We start from the raw sequence: 21,788 nt of genomic DNA, 5'->3' as shown, positions 1-21,788 counted from the left end.
CCCATGAAACGGCTTGCCCCTCCGCTGCTCCGGTTGTCCTTGCTCGCGCTCGTTCTCGCGCTTCCGAATGTCTCGCTGGCCGCGGTGGTGTCGTTCTGTACGGGAACCCTGGCGAACTCCGGCCAGAGCTTCGTGAACTACAGCGGGACCTCCTCGAACACGCTCGCCACCGGCAACTACATGATGACGGTGTCGCAGTCCGGCCCCTTCGCCATCCAGAATCTCCAGGGCTCCTGGGATGGACTCGCCATTGGCGCCTACCAGCCCATCAGCGGCTCGCGGCAGGTCACCTTCAGCGGCATCATTCCCTCGGGTCTCACGCCGGGGCAGACCGTCACGGTGACGTTCCGCATCTACAACATCCTGGGCCAGTTGGTGGACGTGAGCACCACCACGGCCTCCGTCAACGGTCAGAGCGCTGGCTGGCAGAAGGTCTGGACGGCGGCGAACCAGGCGGGGCCCGCGGGTTATGCCCGGCACTACATCGGCGACTTCGACGGTGATGGCGCCGAGGACATCCTCGGCGTGTCCGCCAGCGGCTGGATGACCCTGTTCCACTACCGCAACAATGATTGGGCGTGGGGCTGGAGCAACTACGGCTCGACCAGCGCCGGCGGCGGCATCTACGACTACCGCAACAACCTGGTCATCGGCGACTTCGACGGGGACGGCAAGGATGAGGCGCTGGGTGTCTCCGGCTGGGTGACGATGTTCCACTTCGACAACGGCAACTGGAACTGGGGCTGGAGCACCTACGGCAACACGTCCGACCAGGTCTTCGCGCACGCCAACGGTGGGTACCTCGTCTCCGGCAACTTCGACTCGGCGAGCACGCCCCCCACCAAGGACGAACTTGTCGGCGTGAGCGCGAGCGGGTGGATCACCATGTTCCGCTTCAACACGGCGGGCACGGGCTGGGACTGGCTCTGGAGCACCCAGGGCAACACGGCGCACGGCATGTACGGCTACCGCGGCAACCTGCGCAACGGCGGCGACACCAACGGTGACGGCAAGGAGGAGTTGCTGGGGCTCAGCGGCTGGGCGACGAACTTCCACTACACGAACAACGACTTCGCGTGGGGCTGGAGCACCTACGGCGCCAACCACATCGGAGGGATGGGCTACCCCCAGGGCGCAGGTGACGCGCTGCTGGTGGGCAACATCGACTACGTGGACAACAAGGACGAGTGGTTCTTCATCCAGAACGGCCCTTCCGCCAACTATGCCACCACCGAGGACTGGGCCGGCTCCAACTTCGCCTGGCGCTGGTCGAACCACAACTTCAGCCCCGCGGTGCCCTTCATCGGGGACTGGCCGCTCGCGAACAACGGCGGGAGCAACGCCAGCTACTCGCTGGTGAAGGCCGTCGCCGGGCAGCCCAAGTACCTCGTCGCGCGCCGCACGTTCTGCTCCACCACGGACATGCGCATGTATTTGATGTCGAACGTCTTCGCCAACTACTGAGCCAGGAGCACCCGGAGCCGAGGGCCGCTTCCAGGCCCCGGCTCCACCTCACGAGTGACTCAGGACTTCGGCGGAACCTCGAGCCGGTAGGTCAGCTGACGCCAGCGCGGGTCCTCGAAGTGCCCGGGTTCCACGTAGGGGTCCTTCGACGCGGCCACGGCCACGCCCAGGTGGCGCACGAGGGCGACCAGGGGCTCGATGATACGGTCGGCCGGCTCGAAGCAGAGCGTCCATCCCGGCCAGTTGTCCGCGAGGGAGGGCAACACCTCGTCCGCCGCCCAGCTCTCGCGGTCCGGGCCCAGGAAGCCCCCGCTGCAAATCACCTCCGTGCTCCCGATGAGGGTGAGCGTGCGACGGTCCATGTCGAGGATGGCTCCCGCCAGGATGTCGTCGACGGCCCTCGAATACGACCCGCCTTCAGCCTCGATGAGCGAGGCCTCGGGCCCGTTCGCGAACATCCGGCGCAGCACCGAGGCCCCCCACTTGTGGTGGAAGACGCGGGCCTTTCCATCCCTCACGACGATGATATCAGCGCGGTCACTCATCGCGTCCGACTTACAGTTGTAACTGGATGAACGCAAGCCTCCGGAGCGGTGGGCCGGATGACACGGAGCGACAGCGACAGGTCAGCGCTTGAGGTTCTTGAACGGGTTGTTGAACGGCTCCGGGCCCTTCTTGTCCTTGTCGCCACCGCCCGAGGCCGGCCGCTGCCCACCGGACGGAGCTCCCCCACCCTGCCCGCCTGGACGCGCACCGGAAGCCACCTTGCCACCGCCCCCCGGGCCCGGGGGCCGTGCTCCGCCGCCGCCCCGGTCCGCCGTCATCCGCCCTGCGGCGCCCGACGCGCCACCCACGGCGGGCCGGCCCGAAGGCTGCGGCGTCCCACCCTCCTGCACCGCGCGCACCGACAGCGCCAATCGCTTGCGCTGCAAATCCACCGTGAGCACGCGCACTGTCAGCCGGTCCCCCACCTTCACCACCTCGGAGGGGTCCTTCACGAACTTCGTCGAAATCTGCGACACGTGCACGAGCCCATCCTGGTGCACGCCCACGTCGACGAAGGCGCCGAACGCGGTGACGTTCGTCACCACGCCCTGGAGCACCATCCCCTCCTTCACGTCCTCCAGCGTGCGCAGGTCATCGCGCATCACCGGCGCGGAGAAGTCGCCGCGCGGGTCCCGACTGGGCTTCTCCAGCTCCGCGAGGATGTCCTTCAGCGTCATCTCGCCCAGGTCCGGGCCCAGGTAGCGCTTGGCGTCGATTTGCCGCACCAGCGTCGCGTTCCCCACGAGCGAGCCCACCTCCACGCCCAGGTCCTTCGCCATGCGCTCCACCACCGCGTAGCGCTCCGGATGCACCGCGCTCGCGTCCAGCGGCTCCGGCCCTCGCACGCGCAGGAAGCCCGCCGCCTGTTCGAACGTCTTCGGCCCCAGCCCGCTCACCTTCAGCAGCTCCCGCCGCGTGGTGAAGCGCCCCTTCGAGGCCCGGTGCGCCACCAGCTTCTTCGCCAGCGACGGCCCCACGCCGGACACGTGCTCCAGCAACTGCGGTGACGCGGTGTTCACATCCACGCCCACCGCGTTCACACACGAGTCCACGACCTCGCCCAGCTTCTTCTTCAGGAGCCCCTGGTCCACGTCGTGCTGGTACTGCCCGACGCCGATGCTCTTCGGGTCTATCTTCACCAGCTCCGCCAGCGGGTCCTGCAAGCGCCGGCCGATGGACACCGCGCCGCGCAGGCTGACGTCCAGCTCCGGGAACTCGTCGCGAGCCACCTCTGACGCGGAGTAGATGGACGCGCCCTGCTCGCTCACCGACACCACCGGCACCTGCGAGCCCAGCGCCTTCAGCGTGTCGCGCACGAAGGTCTCCGCCTCGCGGCTGCCCGTCCCGTTGCCGACGGCGATGAGCTCCGGCTTGTGCTTCTGCACCACGGCGGACAACAGCTTCGCCGCCCGGACGCGCTCATCGCCGCTGCGCTCCGAATAGAGCGTCACCGTCTCCGCCACGCTGCCCGTGTTGTCCAGCATGGCCAGCTTGGTGCCCGTGCGCAGGCCCGGGTCCAACGCGAGCACCGCGCGCGCGCCCGCTGGCGCCGTGAGCAACAGGTGCCGCAGGTTCTCTCCGAAGACGCCAATCGCGCCCTTGTCCGCGCGCTCCTTCAGCTCCGCGCGCAGCTCCGACTCCAGCGACGGCCCGAGCAACCGGTCCCAACTGTCATCCACCGCGGCGCGCAGCTCCGAGGCGAACAGGGCCTGCGGCCTCGTCACCACGCGCCCGCCGAGCAGCGCCTTCACCTCGTCGTCCGGCATGTTGAGCTTCACCTTCAACACGCCCTCCTCCTCACCGCGCAGGAGCGCCAGCACGCGGTGCGACGGGGCCTGGGACAGCGGCTCCTCGTGGCCGTAGTAGTTCTCGAACTTGGTGGGCTCGCCCTTCTTCGCGGGCACCACGTCCGAGCGCAGCGTGCCCCGCTTCGCGCACACCTCACGCGTCGCCCGGCGCAGGCCCGCGTCCTCGCTCACCCGCTCCGCGCAGATGTCGCGCGCGCCCGCCAGCGCCGCCGCCAGGTCCGGCACCTCCTTCTCGGCGTTGACGAAGGGACGCACCTTCGCGTCCGCGTCCTCGCCCCGCTTCGCCTCCTGCTTCCACAGGAGGTCCGCCAAGGGCTCCAGCCCGCGCTCCCGGGCGATTGCCGCACGCGTGCGGCGCTTGGGCTTGTACGGGAGGTACAGGTCCTCCAGCTCGGTGCGCGTCTTCGCCGCCTTCAGCGCCTTCGCCAGCTCCGGCGTCAGCTTTCCCTGCTCCTCCACCGAGCGGAGAATCGTGTCGCGGCGCGAGTCCAGCTCGGTGCGCTCGGAGGTCTTGTCGAGGATGGTCTGGATTTGGACTTCGTCCAGGCCTCCCGTGACTTCCTTGCGATAGCGCGCGATGAAGGGAACGGTGGCTCCGTCGGCGTTCAGCGCCAGGGTGCGGTCCACCTGCTCGGGCCGGAGGCCCAGCTCCTGCGACAACTCAGCGGCGTAGGCGTGCATGACGCCACTTCTATAACCCGGTCCCCACGCCGCTCCCAGCGCGCGTCACCCGCGCTGTCGAGACTCCCACTCCGCGCGCAACAATCCCCAATATTGCTGGTCCTTGCGCTCCCCGCGCAGCAGGGAGTGGCCGCGCATCGTCCCCTCCATCGTGAAGCCCAGCTTGCGCGCCACGCCCTGGGAGCCCAGGTTCTCCGACAGCGTCGTCAGCCACACCCGCTCCAGGAAGGGCAGGCTGAAGAGGCGCTCCAGCATCATCCCCACCGCCCGCGAGCCCAGCCCGCGCCCGTGGTACGCCTCCGCCATCATGTAGCCCAGCTGCGCTCGGCCATGCTCGCGCGACACGTCCCGCGCGGACACCGTGCCCACCCACGCGTCGCCGTACCGCACGAACCAGCGAAACCCCTTCGCCCGAGGCTCCTCCAGCGAGCTGGCCTCCAGGATGCGCTTCACCAGCGTCTCCGGCGAGTCCTCCTCGGTGTCCACGTAGCGCCGCGCGGCGGCCTCCGCTCGAAGCGACATCCAGAAGTCCACATGCTCGGGCCGGGCGGGAACGAGGAGGAGGTCGGAGGCACCCATGGCCCGCCTTCTAACGCATTCCACCTGGGACGACTGCTTCCGCGAAGCGCCTCACGCCTTGCTCCCGAAAAGCCGCGAGGGCCGCCACCGGAAGCGTCATGGCTCCCGGCGCGGCCCTCGTCAGTCCCCTCGCGTGGCGAGAGAGCGTGTCACGACATCAGAGCTTCGTAATCGTCCCGTTCTCGATGCGGAAGTCCACGCGGGTGAACTTCGCCGCCAGGTCGCCGTCCGCGCGCGCCGAGTAGTCCTTCGCCACCTCGGAGCTCGGGATGAGGTGGTAGGACGCCAGCGCCTGCGAGCCCTTCAGCTCCATCACCACGAAGCCGTGCGCGTCGCCGTTCACGTAGCGCATGCCCGGGTTGGAGGCCATCAGCGATTCGTTCAGCTCGGTGACGACGTACCGGTAGATGGGGCTGTTCGGAGCGTAGCCCGCGCCGATGACGGCCAGGCCCGCCAGCTCCTTGATGGAGCCGGACGTAATCGCGGGCGCCGTCAGCGTGGGCACCCCCGACTCCTCCGACGCGAACGACGCGTGGATGTCGCCGGAGATGAACATCGCGTTCGACACCTGGTTGTCCCGGACGAACTTCAAGAGCTCCTGCTTCTTCGTGGGGAAGCCGTCCCACTGGTCCACGCTGAAGTAGAACGCCTGCCGCAGCGTCGCCTCGCCGATGTCCTGCTTCTGCGTCAGGTCGAACACCATGGACGTCATCGACACGGAGCTGACGACAATCTTCCAGGTGTTGGTCGCCCGCAGCTGCGTCTGGAGCCACGCCTGCTGCGCCTGGCCGAGCGCGTTCTCCGTGGCGCCCTGCGAAGCCCCGTACGTGAGGGCCGCGAACAAGTCGTAGATGGGCTTCACCACGATGTAGCGCGAGCCCTGGATGCCGAACAGGCCCGCCTTGCCCATGTGCACGTAGGCCAGGCCCCGGGGCGCGCCCGTCGCGGAGAGCAGCGGAATCGCGGGCTGCTGCGCCGCCACGCGCCCGACGTTCACCGCCGCCAGCACCTGGTTGACGTAGAAGAGCGACTGGCCGCCCTTCACCCAGAACGCGGCCTTCGCGGAAGCCTCCTCCTGGGTGAGGCCCGCGCCCATCGCCTGCTGCACGTACGCGCCCTGCAACACCGCCTTCTGCACGGCGTTCTCCGCCGCGTCGATGTCCACGTAGGCGAACGTCTCCGACTGGAGCAGCGCCTGCGTCGGTGCGGGCAGGCCCGGCAACGCCACGCCCAGCAGTTGCGCCGGCACCGCCACCTTGCCCGGGTACGCGTCCTCGGGGATGAGGTGGTCCGGACGGAAGGTGCGGTAGTCGGCCACCGCCAGCTTCAGCGCCTTGCCGAACTCGAAGTCACGGTAGACGAGCGTGTCCGGGTACACCGGCGCCGCCGCCGGGTCCATGGCGCCCTCCGCCGAGTTCGCGGTGTCCAGCGGGATGTACTCGAAGAAGGCCCGCTCGGAGTTCTGCTTGCGCTCCAGTTGCAGCTCCGACGCGCGCCCGTCCAGGTACGTGGCGTTGGCGCCCCAGCTGTCGTCAGAGAACTCGTGGTCGTCCCAGATGACGATGAACGGGTAGCGCTCGTGGACCTTCTGGATGATCTTGTCCGTGCGCAGCGTCTTGTAGAGGTCGCGGTAGTTGGACAGCGAGTTGGCCGCGAAGAAGGCCGTCAGCCCCGTGCCCACCTTCAGCGCCTTCTCCGGCTCGCTGAACAGCACCGCGCGGGTGTCGCCGCCAGACTGGAAGGACGGGTCGCCCGTCGTCTCGTAGACGTAGTCACCGAGGAACACGACGAAGTCCAGCTCCTCGTCGAGCTGTAGCAGCCGCTGCCACGCGTTGTAGTAACGGCCGATGTAGTCCTGGCAGCTGGCGAAGGCGAACTTCACCGCCACGTCGTCCCCGGCCGCCGGCGCCGTGCGGGTGCGGCCCGTCGCCGTCGTGTACTTCTGCCCGCCCGTCTCGAAGGTGAAGCGGTAGTAGTACGTCGTGCGCGGCGACAGGCTCGTCACCTTCACCTTCAGCGCATGGTCATTCGCCGCCAGCGCCGAGAAGGTCCGGTCCAGGAACAGGCTGCCGAAGCTCTCGCTCGTCGACACCTCCAGCCGCACCGGCGTGTCCGCGCCCGCGTTGTCGGGGTTCACCGCGCGCACCCACAACACCACGCTGTCCGGGCGTGGGTCACCCGAGCAGATGGACTGCGGGAAGTACTTCGAGCCGTCATTGGACGGCGTGTCGTTGTCGTCGGAACAGCCGAATGAGGTGCTTGCCGCGACGGCGACCACGGCCTGCAGGAAGCTGCGACGCTTCAATCTGTCGAACAAGGCGGGACTCCCGAAATGGGGACGCGGGTGAAGGACCCGCGCGCGAGAGTCTACGACCCCCATCCATCACTCCGGAAACATCCCCGCCACGCGTCCGACACAACGCACCGTGTCAGCTACCGGGCGCCCCAGGTGACTCATGCCGTGCGCATGAAACACGAAGGGGCTGCCCCCGGGTGGAGAGGACAGCCCCGAACGGCGTGTCGAGAGGCGGCTCGGAGAGGAGCCGCCGTCACCGACTCACTTCACGGCCTTCACGCGCTGGCGCTTCTCGGAGGCTGCCTCGGGAGGAGCCTCCTCCGCGGCGGGAGCGGCGGCGCCACCCGCGCCCTTCGCGATGCCGTACTTCTCCAGCACGCGGGCCTCGATCTCCTTCGCCACCTCCGGGTGCTCCCGCAGGTAGTCCTTCGCGTTCTCACGGCCCTGGCCGATGCGCTCTCCGTTGAAGGAGAACCAGCTGCCGCTCTTCTCCACGATGTTGTCGTTGGAGGCCAGGTCGATGAGGTCGCCCTCACGGGAGATGCCCGTGCCGTACATGATGTCGAATTCGACTTCCTTGAACGGAGGGGCCACCTTGTTCTTCACGACCTTCACGCGGGTGCGGCTGCCCACCACGTTGTCGCCGTTCTTGATGGCGCCGATGCGGCGGATGTCCAGGCGCTGCGACGCGTAGAACTTCAGCGCGTTGCCGCCCGTCGTCGTCTCCGGGTTGCCGAACATCACGCCAATCTTCATGCGGATCTGATTGATGAAGATGACGCACGTCTGGCTCTTGGCGATGGTGCCCGTCAGCTTGCGCAGCGCCTGGCTCATCAGGCGGGCCTGCAAACCCATGTGCGAGTCACCCATCTCGCCCTCGAGCTCGGCCTTGGGAACGAGCGCGGCCACCGAGTCCACCACCAGCACGTCGATGGCGCCCGAGCGCACCAGCATCTCCGCGATTTCCAGCGCCTGCTCACCGGTGTCCGGCTGGCTCAGGAGCAGGTCGTCGGTGCGCACGCCCAGCTTGCGCGAATAGCCGACATCCAGCGCGTGCTCCGCGTCCACGTACCCGCAGATGCCGCCGCGCTTCTGCGCTTCCGCGACGATGTGGAGGCACAGCGTCGTCTTGCCGGAGGACTCCGGTCCGAAAATCTCGATGATGCGGCCTTTCGGCACGCCGCCCACGCCCAGGGCGATGTCCAAGGAGATCGAGCCCGTCGAGATCGCCTGCACGTCGCGAATCATGGGCTCCTCGTTGCCGAGCCGCATGATCGAACCCTTACCGAACTGGCGCTCCACCGCGGACATCGCCAACTCGATCGCCTTCTCCTTCTCCTGATTCACGGACATTTCCCTTGGCTCCTTGTATTGGCGAGCCACCCCGGCTCACCTGAACGCGCTTTTAGTACGCGATGGGTAGACCCTAGTCCACCCCTCTGACATCCGTGTTGCATCCTGTCGGGCAGCTAGCTCTCGCGGAGGGCAGCCAGGAAGACGGCCACACCCCCTGCCACACCCGCCCACAGCGCGCCGGAGTGGCCCGCCGAACCCAGGGCCAGCAGCAGCCCGAAGCCCGACACGAGGGCCAACAGGCCCAGGCCCAGCCGGTACACGGGACTGCGAGGTGGGGCAAGCCACAAGGCCATCATCGCCAGCACGGCCAGACCCACCTGCAAGGTCACCGTGCCTTCGACCACGCCCGGCCGCAGCACCTCTTCAATCCCCTGGGCCAGCACTCCGCCCGCGAGCACCGTGGCGGGCACCCCGGGCCCGAAGTCGAAGCGGCCCGCATGGCCGCCGCCGGACCGGGACGCGGAGTTGGCGCGCAGGTGCTTGAGGTCGTCGGGCTCCACTTCCAGCGCGTAGGGGAAGCCCAGGGACAGGAGCGCCTCCACCGCCGCCGCGCGGCAGGAGCGCCCCCCGGCGTCCACCAGCCCCTCCAGCCTCCCACCGTCGAGGAGCCGGTGCAGGGTGTCCGCCACCTGCCGCTCCCCGCCGCCGCTGGCCAGTTGCGCCAGGACTTCATTGAGCCGCGAGGCGGCCTCGGGGCGGTCCGCCTCGGAGGCCCCCACGGCCTGCTCCACCCTCACCAACAGGGGCAGGGGCAGCTCCACCGGGGGTGTGGGGCGGCTGGCCGCCTCGGATGGAGGCGGAGCCCACGCGGCGAGGTCCGCCAGGCGCTCTTCGCCCGGGCTCTCGTCGGGCCGGGGGATGGGAGCATGTGTGCTGCGCGTGGCGTCCGACACCCGGAGACTGTATCCACGGAGGCGGGCGCGGTTCAAAGCAGCGCTGTTCCGCAACTTCTTGTGGGTGACGGGGTTGTAGTCGACCGTGGACGTGGATTCGGACGCACAGGCGATGCTGAAGGTGGCCGCGGGGGACCGTCGGGCGTTCGCCTGGCTGTTCGACCGCTACCACGCGAGCGTGGCGCGGTTCGCCTTCCGCTTCGTGGGTGACAGGGAGCGGGCGGAGGAGCTGACGCAGGACATCTTCGTGAAGCTCTACCGCAACGCGAAGGCGTACCAGCCGACGGCGCGCTTCAAGACGTTCCTCTTCCGGGTGGCCACCAATCACTGTCTCAACGAAGTACGGCGCGGGGAGTACCGCGTGGCCCACACGTCCACCGAGGCACCGGACGGTGAGGAGACGGGAGGCGTGGAGATGGCGGGGCCGGACGGCGACAGGCCGGACCAGGCGCTGGCGGGACGGGAGCTGGAGCGAGCGGTGGGAGACGCGCTGCGGAGCATGAGCGACCGGGAGCGCGCCGCCTTCACCATGTGCCGCTTCGAGGGCATGGCGTACCGGGACATCGCGGAGGCGCTGGAGGCCAGCGAGTCCGCCGTGAAGAGCCTCATCCACCGCGCGACACTGGCGGTGGCGCGCAGGATTGAAGAGCTGCAGGCGGGCACCGTGCCCGCGAGGAGCAGGGCATGAGCTGTCATTTCGAGGAAGACCTCACGGCCTACGTGGACGGCGAGCTGCCCGCGGCGCGCCGCGTGGAGGTAGAGGCCCACCTGGGCGGCTGCACCGGGTGCCGCGCGACGGAGGCGCTCGTGCGCCACACGGTGGCGAGGGTGGCGGAGCTGCCGGACTTCGTGCCTTCCGTGAACACGAGGCGCGCGGTGCTGGCGAAGCTGGATGCGTTGCCGGTGCCGTGGTGGGAGCGGCTGCGGATGCTCTTGCGCCCCGCGGTGCTGGTGCCGTCGGCGGGCCTGGCCGTGGCGGTGGGGCTGGCGCTGGTGGTGGTGGGCCCGGGCCCCGAGGCGCCCGACGAGTTGGAGGACCCGGCGATGATGGAGCTGGCGGCGAACCTGGAGCTGGTCGAGGACTACGAGCTCTTGGGGCTCGACAGCCCCGAGGACCTGGAGGTCGTCGCGAGCCTCCACGAGTTGGAGGTGGCGCAATGACGGGCCGGACGTGGATGGCGCTGGGGCTGGCGGTGGCGCTCCTGACGGGCGCGGGCGCGCGAGCGGAGACGGAGCGTCCCGCCTCGGCCGCCGAGCGCTTCGAGAAGATGACGCCGGAGCAGAAGGAGGCGCTGCGAGGCAAGCTGCGCGAGTTCAAGTCGCTGCCGAGGGACGAGCAGACGCGCATCCGGGGCAACCTGGACCGCTGGCGCAAGCTGCCGCCCGAGGAGCGCGAGCGGCTGCGCGCCAACCAGCGCGAGCTGCGCAAGCTCAACGTCGCCGAGCGGCAGGCCCTGCGCGACCAGGCCCGCGAGCTGAAGAAGATGGACCCGGAGCGACGCACCGAGATGCGCCAGCGCATGAAGGCCTATCTGAAGGAGAACCCGGAGCGGCGCGAGCAGTTGATGGAGAACATGCGCCGCTGGCGGCAGATGACGCCCGAGCAGCGCCAGGAGATGCGGGAGCGCGTTCGCGAGAGGCGGCGCCGGTGAGCCGCGCCGCGCCGCTGGTGTTGTTCATGGCGCTCGTGGCGGCCCCGCTCGCCGCCGCGAGTCCCCTGGGCGCGGGCCAGTCCGAGACTCCGCGCGCCGAGGAGACGCCCCTCCCCCCGGTCCCCGCCAGGACTCCGGCTCGCGAGCCCTCCAGACCCGCGCCAGCCTTGTCCGAGGAGGACCGCGAGGTGGTGGAGAACCTCGAGTTGCTCGAGAGCATGGACGCCGCCGAGGACCTGGAGCTGCTGATGGAGCTGTCCCAGCAGGACTGAGCGGCTCCCCGCGCGGGCCGCCCCCAAGACGACGAAAGCCCGAGTTCCCTCGAGGGGAACCCGGGCTTCGCGTACGTCAGGAGCTCCGAGCGGCGACTACTCCACCGTCACGCTCTTGGCGAGGTTGCGCGGCTGGTCCACGTCGTTCCCGCGCATCTCCGCCACGTGGTACGCGAGGAGCTGGAGCGGAATGGTGGCGATGACGGGCGCGAGCAGCGCGCACGCCGCCGGGACCCGGATGACGTGGTCGGCGAGCCCCGCCACCTGGTCGTCGTCCTCGTCGATGACGGCGATGACCTTGCCGCCGCGCGCGCGGACCTCCTCGATGTTGCCGATGATCTTCTCGTAGGCCACGTGCGGCTTCTTCGGCGCGATGACCACCACCGGCATCTTCTCGTCGATGAGCGCAATCGGGCCGTGCTTCATCTCGCCACCCGCGTAGCCCTCCGCGTGGATGTACGAAATCTCCTTCAGCTTCAGCGCGCCCTCCAGCGCCACCGGGTGCATGGGGCCACGGCCGAGGAAGAGGAAGTCCTGCGAGTTCATGAACTCACGGGCCACGCGCTTCACGGCCGGCTCGCACTTGAGCACCTCTTCAATCATCTTCGGGATTTCCGTCAGATGGGTGAGGTGCTCCTGCGCCGCCGCCACGGACAGGGTGCCGCGCATGCGGCCCAGCTTCACCGCCAGCAGGTACAGGGCGACGAGCTGCGTGGTGAACGCCTTCGTGGACGCGACGCCAATCTCCGGGCCGGCGTTGGTGAGGACGGAGAACTCCGCCTCGCGCGTCATCGCGCTGCCAATGACGTTGCAGATGGCCATCGCCGTGGCCCCGCGCGCCTTGGCCTCCTTGAACGCCGCCAGCGTGTCCGCCGTCTCACCCGACTGGCTGATGGCGATGGCCAGGTGCGAGGACTCCACAATCGGGTCGCGGTAGCGGAACTCGCTCGCCAGCTCCACTTCCACCGGGAGCCGCGCCAGCGTCTCAATCATGTGCTTGCCGGCCACGCCCGAGTGCCACGACGTGCCGCAGGCCAGGATGGTGATTTTCGTCAGCGAGCGGACCTTCTCGGGCGTCATGTTCCAGCCCTCGAAGTGGACGTCGCCCTCGGTCAGGAGCATCCGGCCGCGCAGCGTGTCCGCGACGGCGCGGGGCTGCTCCCAGATCTCCTTGTGCATGAAGTGCTTGTAGCCGCCCTTCTCCGCCATCATCGGCGTCCAGTCGATGCGGCGGGTGGCGCGGTTCACCGGCTGACCCTGGCGGTTGAAGATCTCCACCTTGGCGGCGGAGACGATGGCCAGGTCGCCCTCCTCCATGTAGACGATGTCGCGCGTGTGCTCGAGCACCGCGGGCACGTCGCTGGCGATGAAGTTCTGCCCCTCGCTCAGGCCCAGCACCATGGGCGACGCGTTCTTCGTGCAGACGATGCGGTGGGGGTCCGTCGCGCTCACCACCGCCAGCGCGTACGTACCCTTCACCTGGTCGATGGCCCCGCGCACCGCGTCCGGCAAATCCTTGCCCGCCTCCAGCTCATCCGAGATGAGGTGGGCGAAGACCTCCGTGTCCGTCTCCGAGGAGAACACGTGGCCCTTGGCGCGAAGCTGCGTCTTCAGCGACAGGTGGTTCTCGATGATGCCGTTGTGCACCACCGCGACGTTCTTGTACGTGTGCGGGTGCGCGTTCTCGTCCGAGGGACGGCCGTGCGTGGCCCAACGGGTGTGGCCAATGCCGATGTTGCCTTGCGGCTGGTCCGCCACCACCCGGTTCTCCAGGTTGCGCAGCTTGCCCGTGGCGCGAACCACGTTGAGCTGGTTGCGATTGACCACCGCGACGCCCGCCGAGTCATAGCCCCGGTACTCGAGCTTCTTGAGCCCGGACACCAGGATGGGAGCCGATTCCTTGTCACCGACGTAACCAACAATCCCGCACATATTCAGACCTCTCTCTCACGCCCACGCCCGCCGGAGCAAACCGAGGGATACCCATACTTCTCTGGGAGTGGCTGTCAGGCCGCTCCCCAAGCAAGTGCCACGCCCGTCCTCAACCGCCCTTCGCCGCGCGGCGCGCCTTCTTCGCGGCCACCCAGCCTTCCTTCGTCACCTGTGGCGCCCGTGACACAGCGAGGCTGCCGGGCGGCACATTTTTCGTCACCGTGGTCCCCGCCCCCACGTAGGCGCCATCCCCCACCTTCACCGGAGCGACGAGCTGGGTGTCGGAGCCGATGAAGACGCCGTCTCCCAGCTCCGTCAGGCTCTTGTTCACCCCGTCATAGTTACAGGTGATGGTGCCCGCCCCCACGTTGCAGCCGGCGCCAATCCTGGCGTCGCCCAAGTAAGTCAGGTGGTTGGCCTTGCTGCCCTTGCCGATCTGCGCCTTCTTCGTTTCCACGAAGTTGCCCAGATGCACATCCTCGGCCAGCTCCGTCCCAGGGCGCAGCCGAGCGAACGGGCCAATGAAGTTCCGCACGCCGACCTTCGCCTCCTCCAGCACGGAGTAGGGCTTGAGCACGGCGCCCTCCGCCACCGTGGAGGCGCTCACCACACAGCCGGCGCCGATGGTGACGTTCTCTCCCACCACGGTGCCCGCCGTCAGCATGACGCCGGGGCCCACCTCGCTGTCGGCGCCCACCACCACGTCCTCTTCGATGAAGGTGGTGTCGGGGTCCACCAGGGTGACGCCGGCGCGCATGTGCGCCTCGTTGATGCGGCGCTGGAGCACCCGGGCGCGCGCGGCCAGCTCCACCTTGTCATTCACGCCCGCGGTCTCCGTGGCGTCGGCGACGACGGTGCCCACGCGGCCCTGCCTGGAGGCCAGCTCCACCAGGTCCGTCAGGTAGTACTCGCCCTGCGCATTGTTCGGTTTGATTTCGGCCAACGCCTTCCAGAGGAAGGCCGCGTCCACCGAGTAGATGCCCGCGTTGCACTCCTTGACGGCGCGCTGCTCGGCGGTGGCGTCCTTCTGCTCCACCACCCGCACCACCTGGCCGCCCTCACGCAGGACGCGCCCGTAGCCCGTGGGGTCGTCGAGCATCGTCGTCACCATGGCCAGCACCCCGCCCGCGGCGTCATGCGCGGCGAGCAGCGCGGCCAGCGTCTCCCTGCGCAGGAGCGGCACATCTCCGTACAGGATGAGGACCCGGCCGGAGAACCCCTTCAGGGCCTCCTCCGCCGAGCGCACCGCGTCCGCCGTCCCGCGCTGCTCACGCTGGAGCGCGAAGCGCAGGGGGGCGTCGGGAAACAGCGCCCGGACCTCCTTCTCCACGCTCTCCGCCTGATGGCCCACGACGGGCACCACCGTGGAGGCGCCAAGCTCCAGCGCTCGCTTCAGGGGATAGGCGCACAGGGGCTTTCCGAGGATGGCGTGAAGGACTTTCGCCTTCTTCGACTTCATCCGCGTGCCCTTGCCCGCACACAACACCACCGCCGACAGAGCTGTCATGCGGCGGAGAATTAGGGACAGGGAATCGAGTCGTCAACCGCGCGAGGCTCCGAAGTCTCGGAGGTGTTGTCAGGTCGCGGCTTCGCGCTCACGGCCACGCACAGCGCGTTGCTCTTCACCGTGATTCCGAAGCTCGGCTTCAGGAAGAGGGTGACGCGACCCGAGGGCGGAACGGACCCGGTCCGGGTCGGCTTCTCAGGTGTGACCGGTGCGCTCATTTGCTCCCCCAGTCCCGACTCATGATGGGGGAAGGATGCACCCTCTCGAAAAACAATCCAAGAGGAAAAATGTTGCTGAGTTGAAATCATGGTCCGGTGCGGACAGTTCGTGCATACCGGGAGAGGTGTAGTCGGTGCGGCGCCCTCGAGTCCCGGCCCCAAGGTGTGGGTGAGTGTCCGCCGGGTAACACATCATCCGCGACGAAGGCCAGCCTCAAGGTATTGATTGCGCCCCCAGGAGGGGTGGACTCCGTGAACGACACGAGCTTCGAGAAGCAAGCTCCGCGCACAAGCGCGAGGGTGCTGGAGGCGACGGTGCGAAGTCTGGTGGTGGCGCTCGCACTGATGGCGTGTGTGGCCCACGCGGCGCGGCCGTATCGCGGTGGCGCGGTGGCCACGGCGTACCCGCCGGCCAGTGAGGCGGCGCTGAAGATGCTCGACAAGGGCGGCAACGCGGTGGACGCGGCGGTGGCGGCGGCGTTCGTGGCGGCCGTCGTCGGGCCGTACCACTCTGGCGTGGGCGGCGGCGGCTTCGCGCTGGTGCACGACGCGAAGTCCGGGGCCACGCGGGTGCTGGACTTCCGCGAGGTGGCGCCCAAGGCGGCCACGCGCGACATGTTCCTGAAGGACGGCAAGGTGGTGCCGGGGCTGTCCACCGACGGCGTGCTGAGCGTCGCGGTGCCGGGCGCGGTGGCGGGCTATCTGGAATTGCTCAAGACGCACGGCACCCTGCCCCCGTCCGTCGTCCTGGCGCCAGCCATCGAAGCGGCGCGCAAGGGCCTGTGGGTGACGCCGCGCTACCGCAGCATGGCCGAGGGCCGGCTGGAGTGCCTGCGCAAGGACCCGGAGGCCACGCGCGTCTTCCTCGTCAAGAACGAGCAGGGCGAGTTCGTCGTCCCGCCCATCGGCCACCTGCTGCGCCAGCCGGACCTGGCGCGCACGCTGTCCACCGTCGCGAAGAGCGGCGCCAAGGGCTTCTATTCGGGCACTGTCGCCAAGGGCATCGTCGACACGGTGAAGGCGGGCGGCGGCGTGCTCACGTTGGAGGACCTGGCGTCCTACAAGACGCGTCCGCGCGAGCCGCTGGAGGGCAGCTACCGGGGCCACCGCATCCTCACCATGCCTCCGCCGAGCGCGGGCGGCGTGGCGGTGCTCCAGGTGCTGGGCGCGCTGGAGCAATTGCGCCCCCAGGGCTTCGGCTTCAGGGACCCGGAGGCGGTGCACCTGTACGTGGAGGCGCTGCGGCGCGCGTACGTGGACCGCGCCAGGTACCTGGGCGACCCGGACTTCGCCGACGTGCCCACCGCGCGGCTCATCTCCAAGGGGCACATCGCGGACCTGGCGGGCTCCATCGACCCGAAGAAGGCCACGTCCAGCCTGGCGCTGCTGCCCCAGACGGCGGGCTCGCAGGGCTCCACGCTGACGGACAAGCCGGTGACGCTGACGCCGGAGCCGGAGCGCAAGAACACCACGCACATCTCCGTCGTGGACAAGCAGGGCAACGCGGTGGCGCTGACGACCACGGTGAACTACGGCTTCGGCTCGTGTGTCGTCGCCAAGGGCACCGGCGTGCTGCTCAATGACGAGATGGACGACTTCGCCGCGCAGCCCGGCGTGCCCAACGCGTACGGCCTCGTCACCGGCGAGCCCAACGCGATTCAGCCCGGCAAGGTGCCGCAGTCCTCCATGTCGCCCACGCTGGTGTTCTCCAAGGAGGACCCCAAGCGCGTCATGCTCGCGGTGGGCAGCCCGGGCGGCTCCACCATCCCCACCACCGTCATCCAGGTCATCAGCAACATGGTGGACAGCGGCATGGACGTGGCGCGCGCGGTGAACGAGGGCCGCGTCCATCACCAGTACCTCCCGGACGAGCTCTGGGTGGACAAGTGGGGCCTGGAGCCGGCCACGCTGTCCGCGCTGGAGGCCAAGGGACACAAGGTGCGCCGCGTGGACCAGTGGGGCGACGCGGAGGCGGTGTTCATCGACCCGAAGACAGGCCTGCGCTTCTCCGCGAGCGACCCGCGCAACGAGGGCCTCTCCCTGGGACAGGATTGAGACACACCGTGCCCGAGCCCCTGCCCATCTTCGACGCGCACCTGCACCCCGAGGGCCTGAGCGACCAGGACCTCGAGTCGATGCGCTTCTTCGGGGTGGAGCGGGCGCTCGTGGTGGCGCACCACTTCCCGGAGCCCACCTCCAAGGCCCTGCTGCGCCACTTCGACGACATCGTGGAGCGGCAGCTTCCCCGGCTGGAGAAGGTGGGCATCCGCGCGTACGCCGCGCTGGGCGTCCACCCGCGCTGCATCCCCCGCCGCGGCCTGTCGGAGGTCCTCTCCGCCCTGCCCGACTACTTCGAGGGCGGCCGCGTCGTCGCCCTGGGCGAGACGGGGCTGCACGCGGGCGGAGAAGAGGAAGAGGAGGCCTTCCTGGAGCAGCTCGCGCTGGCACGAAGCCTCAAGCTGCGCGTCGTCGTGCACACGCCCCTGGCGGACAAGGAGCGCCACACGCGCCGCATCCTCTTGCTGCTGCGCCAGTCCGGCGTGCTGCCCTCGCGCGTACTGGTGGACCACGCCACCGCGCGCACCGTGCGCACCATCCTGGAGGTGGGCCACTGGGCCGGCCTCACCCTGCACCCGGAGGCCCTGGCCGCCGAGCGCGCCGTGGCGCTGGTGCGCAAGCTGGGCAGTGAGCGGCTCGTGCTCAACTCCGACGCCGGAGATGGCGCCGGCGACATCCTCGGCCTCGCACGCGTGGCCAACCTGCTCTCCAAGGCCCGCCTCTCCGAGCGCGTCGTGCGCCGCGTCACCCGCGACAACGCCTCCCGCTTCTTCCAGGTGGGAACCTGAGCCACACTCGTCTGGCCGGGCCCCACACCGTCTCACCCTTCCAGGCATCGCACTTCACCACCCGACTCCAGTCAGGGTGAATATTTGCAACAAAAGACACCCATTCCCGTCCTTTCTGCGTGAGCGCATACGGGGAAGCCCCAAGTCCCAGGCGCCACGGTGTTCACACTCCGGTTCGGGAGGGCCCTTTGCGTTCCAGCTTCGTCATCGTCGCCGTCATGTTCGCGGGGTGCCTGGGCACGTCTGCCCGGACACCCGTTCGCGCGGGCGACACACGAGGTTTGCTCGCGCCGGAAGCCGGGCGGCTGCTGGCCACCAGCCCCGAACACTTCATGGAGGCGTGTCGGCGCGACATCCAGGAGGCCCGTGGCGCGGTGGCGCGGCTGACGACGCCCGGCGCCCGCCCCGTGACGACGGAGGCGCTGCTCACCACGTATGACGACGCCATGGCGCTCCTGGACGACACCGTCGGGCGCTCGGGCATCGGCGCCAACGTACATCCGGACGCCGCGTTCCGGGCCGCCGCGGAGCGGTGCGAGCAGGCCGTGGAGCGGGTGCGCACGGATATCTCGTTGGACCGCCGCGTCTACGACGTGCTGGCCGCGCTCGATGTCACCCGCCAGGACGCGGTGACGCGGCGCTGGGTGGCGAAGGTGCTGCGAGGCTTCCAGCGCGCGGGCGTGAACCGGGACGAGGCCACGCGCGAGCGCGTGCGCATGCTCCAGGAGGAGCTCATCGTCCTGGGCCAGGAGTTCAACCGCCACATCCACGAGGACGTGCGGCACCTGGATGTCGCGCCCTCGGCGTTGGCGGGGCTGCCGGAGGACTACGTGCGCACCCACCCGCCCGGCCCGGACGGGCGGGTGCGCCTGACCACGGACTCCTCGGACCTGGGGCCCTTCATGACGTACGCGAAGGACACCTCGGCGCGAGAAGCGCTGTGGCGCCTGGGACGACGACGGGGCCACCCGCGCAACCTGGACACACTCGCGAGCATGCTCCAGGCACGCCACGCGTTGGCCACGCTGCTGGGTTACCCGAGCTGGGCGGCCTACGCGGCCGAGGACAAGATGGTGCGCGAGGAGCGCGTGGCGGCGGACTTCATCGAGGAGCTGGCCGCCGCCGTCGACGGGCGCATGCGCTCCGAGTACGCCGCGCTCTTGACGCGCAAGCAGCGGGACGTGCCGGCCGCCACGCGCGTGGAGCCCTGGGAGCAGGCGTGGCTGGAGGATAGGGTGCGCGCCGAACAGTACCGCTTCGACTCGCGCGAGCTGCGGCCGTACTTCGAATACACGCGCGTGAAGCGCGGGGTGATGGACCTCACCTCCAGCCTCTTCGGCCTCACCTATCGCCGCGTGCTGGACGCGCCCGTCTGGCACCCGGACGTGGAAGTCTTTGACGTCTACGAGGGCGCCGAGCGACGAGGCCGCTTCTACCTGGACATGCACCCGCGCCCCGGCAAGTACACGCACGCGGCGCAGTGGGACCTGGCCGTCGGCCGCGCGGGCAAGTCACTTCCCGAGGGCGTGCTGACGTGCAACTTCCCTCGCCCCGGCGCGCGGCCCGCGCTGCTCCAGCACTCAGAGGTGCGGACGTTCCTCCACGAGTTCGGCCACCTGCTGCACCACCTGCTGGGCGGCCGGGTGCGCTGGGCGGGCCTGTCCGGCACGCGCACGGAGGTCGACTTCGTGGAGGCCCCCGCGCAGGTGCTGGAGGAGTGGGCCTGGAGCGTGGAGCCGCTGCAGCGCTTCGCCCGGCACATCGACACGGACGCGCCGCTGCCCGCCGACCTCATCTCCCGGATGCGCCGCGCGGACTCCTTCGGCAAGGGGCTCTGGGTGCGCCAGCAGCTCTTCTACGCCGCCGTCAGCCTCTCCCTGCACTCGGGCGCCCCCGCGGCGGGCACCGACGCCACCACCGCGAGCGTCCTGGCCCTCCAGGAGCGCTACCTGCCCTTCCGCGCCATCAGCGGTACGTACGCCCACCTCGCCTTCACCCAGTTGGATGGCGACTACTCGGCGCTCTACTACACGTACCTCTGGTCGCTCGTCATCGCGCGCGACCTGCTCACGCCCTTCGAACGGCACGGGCTGATGGACGAGGAGACGGCCCACCGCTACCGCGACACCGTCCTGGCGCCGGGCGGCTCCAAGGACGCCGCGGACCTGGTCCGGGACTTCCTCGGCCGGGGCTACGACTTCGGGGCGTACTCGCGTTGGCTGGAGGGCCGCTGACGCATCCCGCCGGGGGCTGTAAATTCAAAGGGCCCCGCGATGTGAATCGCGAGGCCCCTTGTGTTGTGAATCCGTCAAACCCGCACCGACACGCTCACGGGGAGCATGACTTCAGTGCACGGCGGGTACGGATGCGGCCACTTCCGGCTGGAGGGTGATGCCCTGCGCGTCCGGATCCAACCGGACCTGCACGGGCACGCCCTGGAAGCGGTACTGGGCCAGCGAATCCGCCGCTCCGTCGAGGAGAAGCTGGTAGCGCTCCTCCAGCTCCACGGCGATGAGCAGCATCGTCTCGCCCGCGTCCGCCACACCCGGGCGGTACACCTGGCACCGCTGGAACCGCGCCCAGCGACCGTTCTCCATCTTCACCAGCTCGCCGTCGTAAGCCATGCGCAATTCCTCCGCAGCAATGAGACGAGAACCAATGTAAGGACGAATTAACTCGCTGTCATCCCCCCTCTTGAAAATTCGTTAAGGCCTTTGAATTTCCGGGGGTTACACGACAGTTCCGGGGCTGGCGGGCAGATCATCCGGGGCCGCTGCTCAAAAATGTAAATTTGCCAGCCAGTCAATCCTGTCAAGGGAGCGAGGCGGCGCCGAGTCCGAGGCCGGGACAGGTCCCTGGGGGACTTGGGCGCGTCAGCGGGGCGGTAGCGCCAGGCGGCGGGGTCTCCTAGATTCAGAGGGATGAAGTTGCCAGGGCTGTTCCGCAAAGAGCGAACCACCATCGCCGCCGCCGACGCCCAGGACCACGCCGAGAAGCTGCTGGCGGAGTCCTTGCGCCTGTTGGGACAGGTGTGCACGAAGGTCGCGGACGCCATCGAGTCGCAGCGGTTGTCGCGCCAGGGCTATGCGCACAACACGTATCTGCGGCGGACGGACCACCGGTCCGACGAATCCGAGGAGTTGGAGAAGAAGCCCCGGGAGTAGCCGTGTGCCGGGCTCTCAACGGACTCGCTGGAAGCCGGTTGCATCGCGAGGGTGGTTGGCTGTTGAAAAGTGGGGCGCCCCCTTCCGGAATGAAGTTCCCGTTCCCATCTTGCCGCCCATAGAATCCCGCGGTTGAGACGCCGCAGCTCCCCTCTGAGGCCCTGCCATGTCCCACATCCTGGTCGTCGATGACGACGCGAGTCACCGCACGCTCATCAGCGATGCCCTCGAGGAGATGGGTTACCGAACCGTCGAGGCCGCCAACGGCAAGGAAGCGTTGGACCATCTGGAGGGCGACATGCCCGCCGCCGTGCTGCTCGACCTGCGCATGCCGGTGATGAGCGGGTGGGGCCTTCTGGACGCGCTGAAGAAGATGCCGCGCGCCAGGGGTCTGCCCATCATCATCATCTCCGGCTACGGCTTCGAGTGGGAGGCGGAGCTGGTGGGCGCGGCCGGCTACATCTCCAAGCCCGTGGACCTGGACAAGGTGCGGATGACGGTGCAGCAGATCGTCGGCCCGCCGGAGATGGCCTTCGTCCACTGACTTCCGCGCCCGGTTCCGCCGGGTGGGGAT

19 protein-coding genes are annotated in these 21,788 nt (G+C 69.0%); 10 read left to right on the top strand and 9 right to left on the bottom strand.

The features are described 5' to 3' along the window. The first annotated feature begins 3 nt into the window (after positions 1 to 3). The gene (locus G4D83_RS20960; protein ID WP_163866554.1) at positions 4 to 1,464 is read left to right on the top strand and encodes an FG-GAP repeat domain-containing protein; all 1,461 of its coding nucleotides are present in this window, start codon (positions 4 to 6) and stop codon (positions 1,462 to 1,464) included. A gap of 59 nt (positions 1,465 to 1,523) precedes the next feature. Here G4D83_RS20960 and G4D83_RS20955 read toward each other — a convergent pair whose 3' ends face one another. From G4D83_RS20955 to G4D83_RS20930, 6 genes are all read right to left on the bottom strand, one after another. Further along, on the bottom strand, positions 1,524 to 2,009 hold the full coding sequence (locus tag G4D83_RS20955; protein WP_163866553.1) for a hypothetical protein: 486 nt from the start codon (positions 2,007 to 2,009) through the stop codon (positions 1,524 to 1,526). Positions 2,010 to 2,090: 81 nt separating this feature from the next. Next, positions 2,091 to 4,499: a Tex family protein gene (locus tag G4D83_RS20950; RefSeq protein WP_163866552.1), complete on the bottom strand. Its 2,409-nt coding sequence runs from the start codon at positions 4,497 to 4,499 to the stop codon at positions 2,091 to 2,093. Positions 4,500 to 4,544: 45 nt separating this feature from the next. Beyond that, positions 4,545 to 5,078 carry a GNAT family N-acetyltransferase gene (locus G4D83_RS20945; protein ID WP_163866551.1) on the bottom strand — a complete coding sequence of 178 codons (534 nt, stop codon included), beginning with the start codon at positions 5,076 to 5,078 and terminating at the stop codon, positions 4,545 to 4,547. A 157-nt stretch (positions 5,079 to 5,235) separates the two neighbouring features. Then, entirely contained in the window at positions 5,236 to 7,395 is a 2,160-nt protein-coding gene (locus tag G4D83_RS20940) for an alkaline phosphatase D family protein (RefSeq protein WP_240356456.1), read from the bottom strand. Positions 7,396 to 7,635: 240 nt separating this feature from the next. Continuing rightward, positions 7,636 to 8,727: a recombinase RecA gene (gene recA / locus G4D83_RS20935; RefSeq protein ID WP_163866549.1), complete on the bottom strand. Its 1,092-nt coding sequence runs from the start codon at positions 8,725 to 8,727 to the stop codon at positions 7,636 to 7,638. 116 nt (positions 8,728 to 8,843) lie between these two features. Further along, a complete protein-coding gene (locus G4D83_RS20930; RefSeq protein WP_163866548.1) occupies positions 8,844 to 9,623 on the bottom strand; it encodes a hypothetical protein in 780 nt (259 codons plus the stop codon). Between the two features lie 85 nt (positions 9,624 to 9,708). Between G4D83_RS20930 and G4D83_RS20925 the strand changes: the two genes are divergently transcribed. From G4D83_RS20925 to G4D83_RS20910, 4 genes are read left to right on the top strand one after another with little or no spacing between them, the layout of a single operon-like run. After that, positions 9,709 to 10,311, top strand: coding sequence for an RNA polymerase sigma factor (locus G4D83_RS20925; RefSeq protein ID WP_240356455.1), 603 nt, complete (start codon positions 9,709 to 9,711; stop codon positions 10,309 to 10,311). Further along, positions 10,308 to 10,784, top strand: a complete 477-nt coding sequence (locus tag G4D83_RS20920) for an anti-sigma factor family protein (RefSeq protein WP_163866547.1) — start codon at positions 10,308 to 10,310, stop codon at positions 10,782 to 10,784. Before G4D83_RS20925 ends, G4D83_RS20920 begins: the two co-directional genes overlap by 4 nt. Next, positions 10,781 to 11,275, top strand: a complete 495-nt coding sequence (locus tag G4D83_RS20915; protein ID WP_163866546.1) for a DUF3106 domain-containing protein — start codon at positions 10,781 to 10,783, stop codon at positions 11,273 to 11,275. Before G4D83_RS20920 ends, G4D83_RS20915 begins: the two co-directional genes overlap by 4 nt. Then, entirely contained in the window at positions 11,272 to 11,547 is a 276-nt protein-coding gene (locus G4D83_RS20910; protein WP_163866545.1) for a hypothetical protein, read from the top strand. The genes G4D83_RS20915 and G4D83_RS20910 overlap by 4 nt, the downstream gene beginning before the upstream one ends. Positions 11,548 to 11,643: 96 nt before the next feature. Here the strand turns inward: G4D83_RS20910 and glmS are convergent, their stop codons facing one another. Beyond that, positions 11,644 to 13,479 (bottom strand): glutamine--fructose-6-phosphate transaminase (isomerizing), encoded by a 1,836-nt coding sequence (glmS, locus tag G4D83_RS20905; protein WP_163866544.1) that lies wholly within the window; start codon positions 13,477 to 13,479, stop codon positions 11,644 to 11,646. A 109-nt stretch (positions 13,480 to 13,588) separates the two neighbouring features. Next, the gene (glmU, locus tag G4D83_RS20900) at positions 13,589 to 14,998 is read right to left on the bottom strand and encodes a bifunctional UDP-N-acetylglucosamine diphosphorylase/glucosamine-1-phosphate N-acetyltransferase GlmU (protein WP_205522676.1); all 1,410 of its coding nucleotides are present in this window, start codon (positions 14,996 to 14,998) and stop codon (positions 13,589 to 13,591) included. A 551-nt stretch (positions 14,999 to 15,549) separates the two neighbouring features. Here glmU and ggt point away from each other — a divergent pair. The 3 genes from ggt (at position 15,550) to G4D83_RS20885 (ending at position 20,284) form a co-directional block, all read left to right on the top strand. Continuing rightward, positions 15,550 to 17,259: a gamma-glutamyltransferase gene (gene ggt / locus G4D83_RS20895; protein ID WP_163866591.1), complete on the top strand. Its 1,710-nt coding sequence runs from the start codon at positions 15,550 to 15,552 to the stop codon at positions 17,257 to 17,259. Positions 17,260 to 17,267: 8 nt separating this feature from the next. Next, a complete protein-coding gene (locus tag G4D83_RS20890) occupies positions 17,268 to 18,050 on the top strand; it encodes a TatD family hydrolase (RefSeq protein WP_163866542.1) in 783 nt (260 codons plus the stop codon). 218 nt (positions 18,051 to 18,268) lie between these two features. Continuing rightward, complete coding sequence (locus G4D83_RS20885) at positions 18,269 to 20,284, top strand: M3 family metallopeptidase (protein WP_205522675.1); 2,016 nt, start codon at positions 18,269 to 18,271, stop codon at positions 20,282 to 20,284. A 111-nt stretch (positions 20,285 to 20,395) separates the two neighbouring features. Here G4D83_RS20885 and G4D83_RS20880 read toward each other — a convergent pair whose 3' ends face one another. After that, positions 20,396 to 20,674, bottom strand: a complete 279-nt coding sequence (locus tag G4D83_RS20880; RefSeq protein WP_163866541.1) for a hypothetical protein — start codon at positions 20,672 to 20,674, stop codon at positions 20,396 to 20,398. Positions 20,675 to 20,971: 297 nt separating this feature from the next. Between G4D83_RS20880 and G4D83_RS20875 the strand changes: the two genes are divergently transcribed. After that, positions 20,972 to 21,214, top strand: coding sequence for a hypothetical protein (locus G4D83_RS20875; RefSeq protein WP_163866540.1), 243 nt, complete (start codon positions 20,972 to 20,974; stop codon positions 21,212 to 21,214). A 166-nt stretch (positions 21,215 to 21,380) separates the two neighbouring features. Then, positions 21,381 to 21,758, top strand: coding sequence for a response regulator (locus G4D83_RS20870; protein WP_163866539.1), 378 nt, complete (start codon positions 21,381 to 21,383; stop codon positions 21,756 to 21,758). The last annotated feature ends 30 nt before the right edge of the window (positions 21,759 to 21,788 follow it).

This window comes from Myxococcus eversor (genome assembly GCF_010894455.1).
Classification (GTDB): domain Bacteria; phylum Myxococcota; class Myxococcia; order Myxococcales; family Myxococcaceae; genus Myxococcus; species Myxococcus eversor.
The sequence above is the reverse complement of the archived record's forward strand: the minus strand, read 5'-3'. Positions and strand labels throughout refer to the sequence as shown.

What these genes read in the sequence shown, in the direction of transcription:
- G4D83_RS20960 (WP_163866554.1), top strand. Translation starts at nt 4, where the DNA reads ATGAAACGGCTTGCCCCTCCGCTGCTCCGGTTGTCCTTGCTCGCGCTC.
- G4D83_RS20955 (WP_163866553.1), bottom strand. Translation starts at nt 2,009, where the DNA reads ATGAGTGACCGCGCTGATATCATCGTCGTGAGGGATGGAAAGGCCCGC.
- G4D83_RS20950 (WP_163866552.1), bottom strand. Translation starts at nt 4,499, where the DNA reads ATGCACGCCTACGCCGCTGAGTTGTCGCAGGAGCTGGGCCTCCGGCCC.
- G4D83_RS20945 (WP_163866551.1), bottom strand. Translation starts at nt 5,078, where the DNA reads ATGGGTGCCTCCGACCTCCTCCTCGTTCCCGCCCGGCCCGAGCATGTG.
- recA (WP_163866549.1), bottom strand. Translation starts at nt 8,727, where the DNA reads ATGTCCGTGAATCAGGAGAAGGAGAAGGCGATCGAGTTGGCGATGTCC.
- G4D83_RS20920 (WP_163866547.1), top strand. Translation starts at nt 10,308, where the DNA reads ATGAGCTGTCATTTCGAGGAAGACCTCACGGCCTACGTGGACGGCGAG.
- G4D83_RS20915 (WP_163866546.1), top strand. Translation starts at nt 10,781, where the DNA reads ATGACGGGCCGGACGTGGATGGCGCTGGGGCTGGCGGTGGCGCTCCTG.
- glmS (WP_163866544.1), bottom strand. Translation starts at nt 13,479, where the DNA reads ATGTGCGGGATTGTTGGTTACGTCGGTGACAAGGAATCGGCTCCCATC.
- ggt (WP_163866591.1), top strand. Translation starts at nt 15,550, where the DNA reads ATGGCGTGTGTGGCCCACGCGGCGCGGCCGTATCGCGGTGGCGCGGTG.
- G4D83_RS20885 (WP_205522675.1), top strand. Translation starts at nt 18,269, where the DNA reads ATGTTCGCGGGGTGCCTGGGCACGTCTGCCCGGACACCCGTTCGCGCG.
- G4D83_RS20880 (WP_163866541.1), bottom strand. Translation starts at nt 20,674, where the DNA reads ATGGCTTACGACGGCGAGCTGGTGAAGATGGAGAACGGTCGCTGGGCG.
- G4D83_RS20875 (WP_163866540.1), top strand. Translation starts at nt 20,972, where the DNA reads ATGAAGTTGCCAGGGCTGTTCCGCAAAGAGCGAACCACCATCGCCGCC.
- G4D83_RS20870 (WP_163866539.1), top strand. Translation starts at nt 21,381, where the DNA reads ATGTCCCACATCCTGGTCGTCGATGACGACGCGAGTCACCGCACGCTC.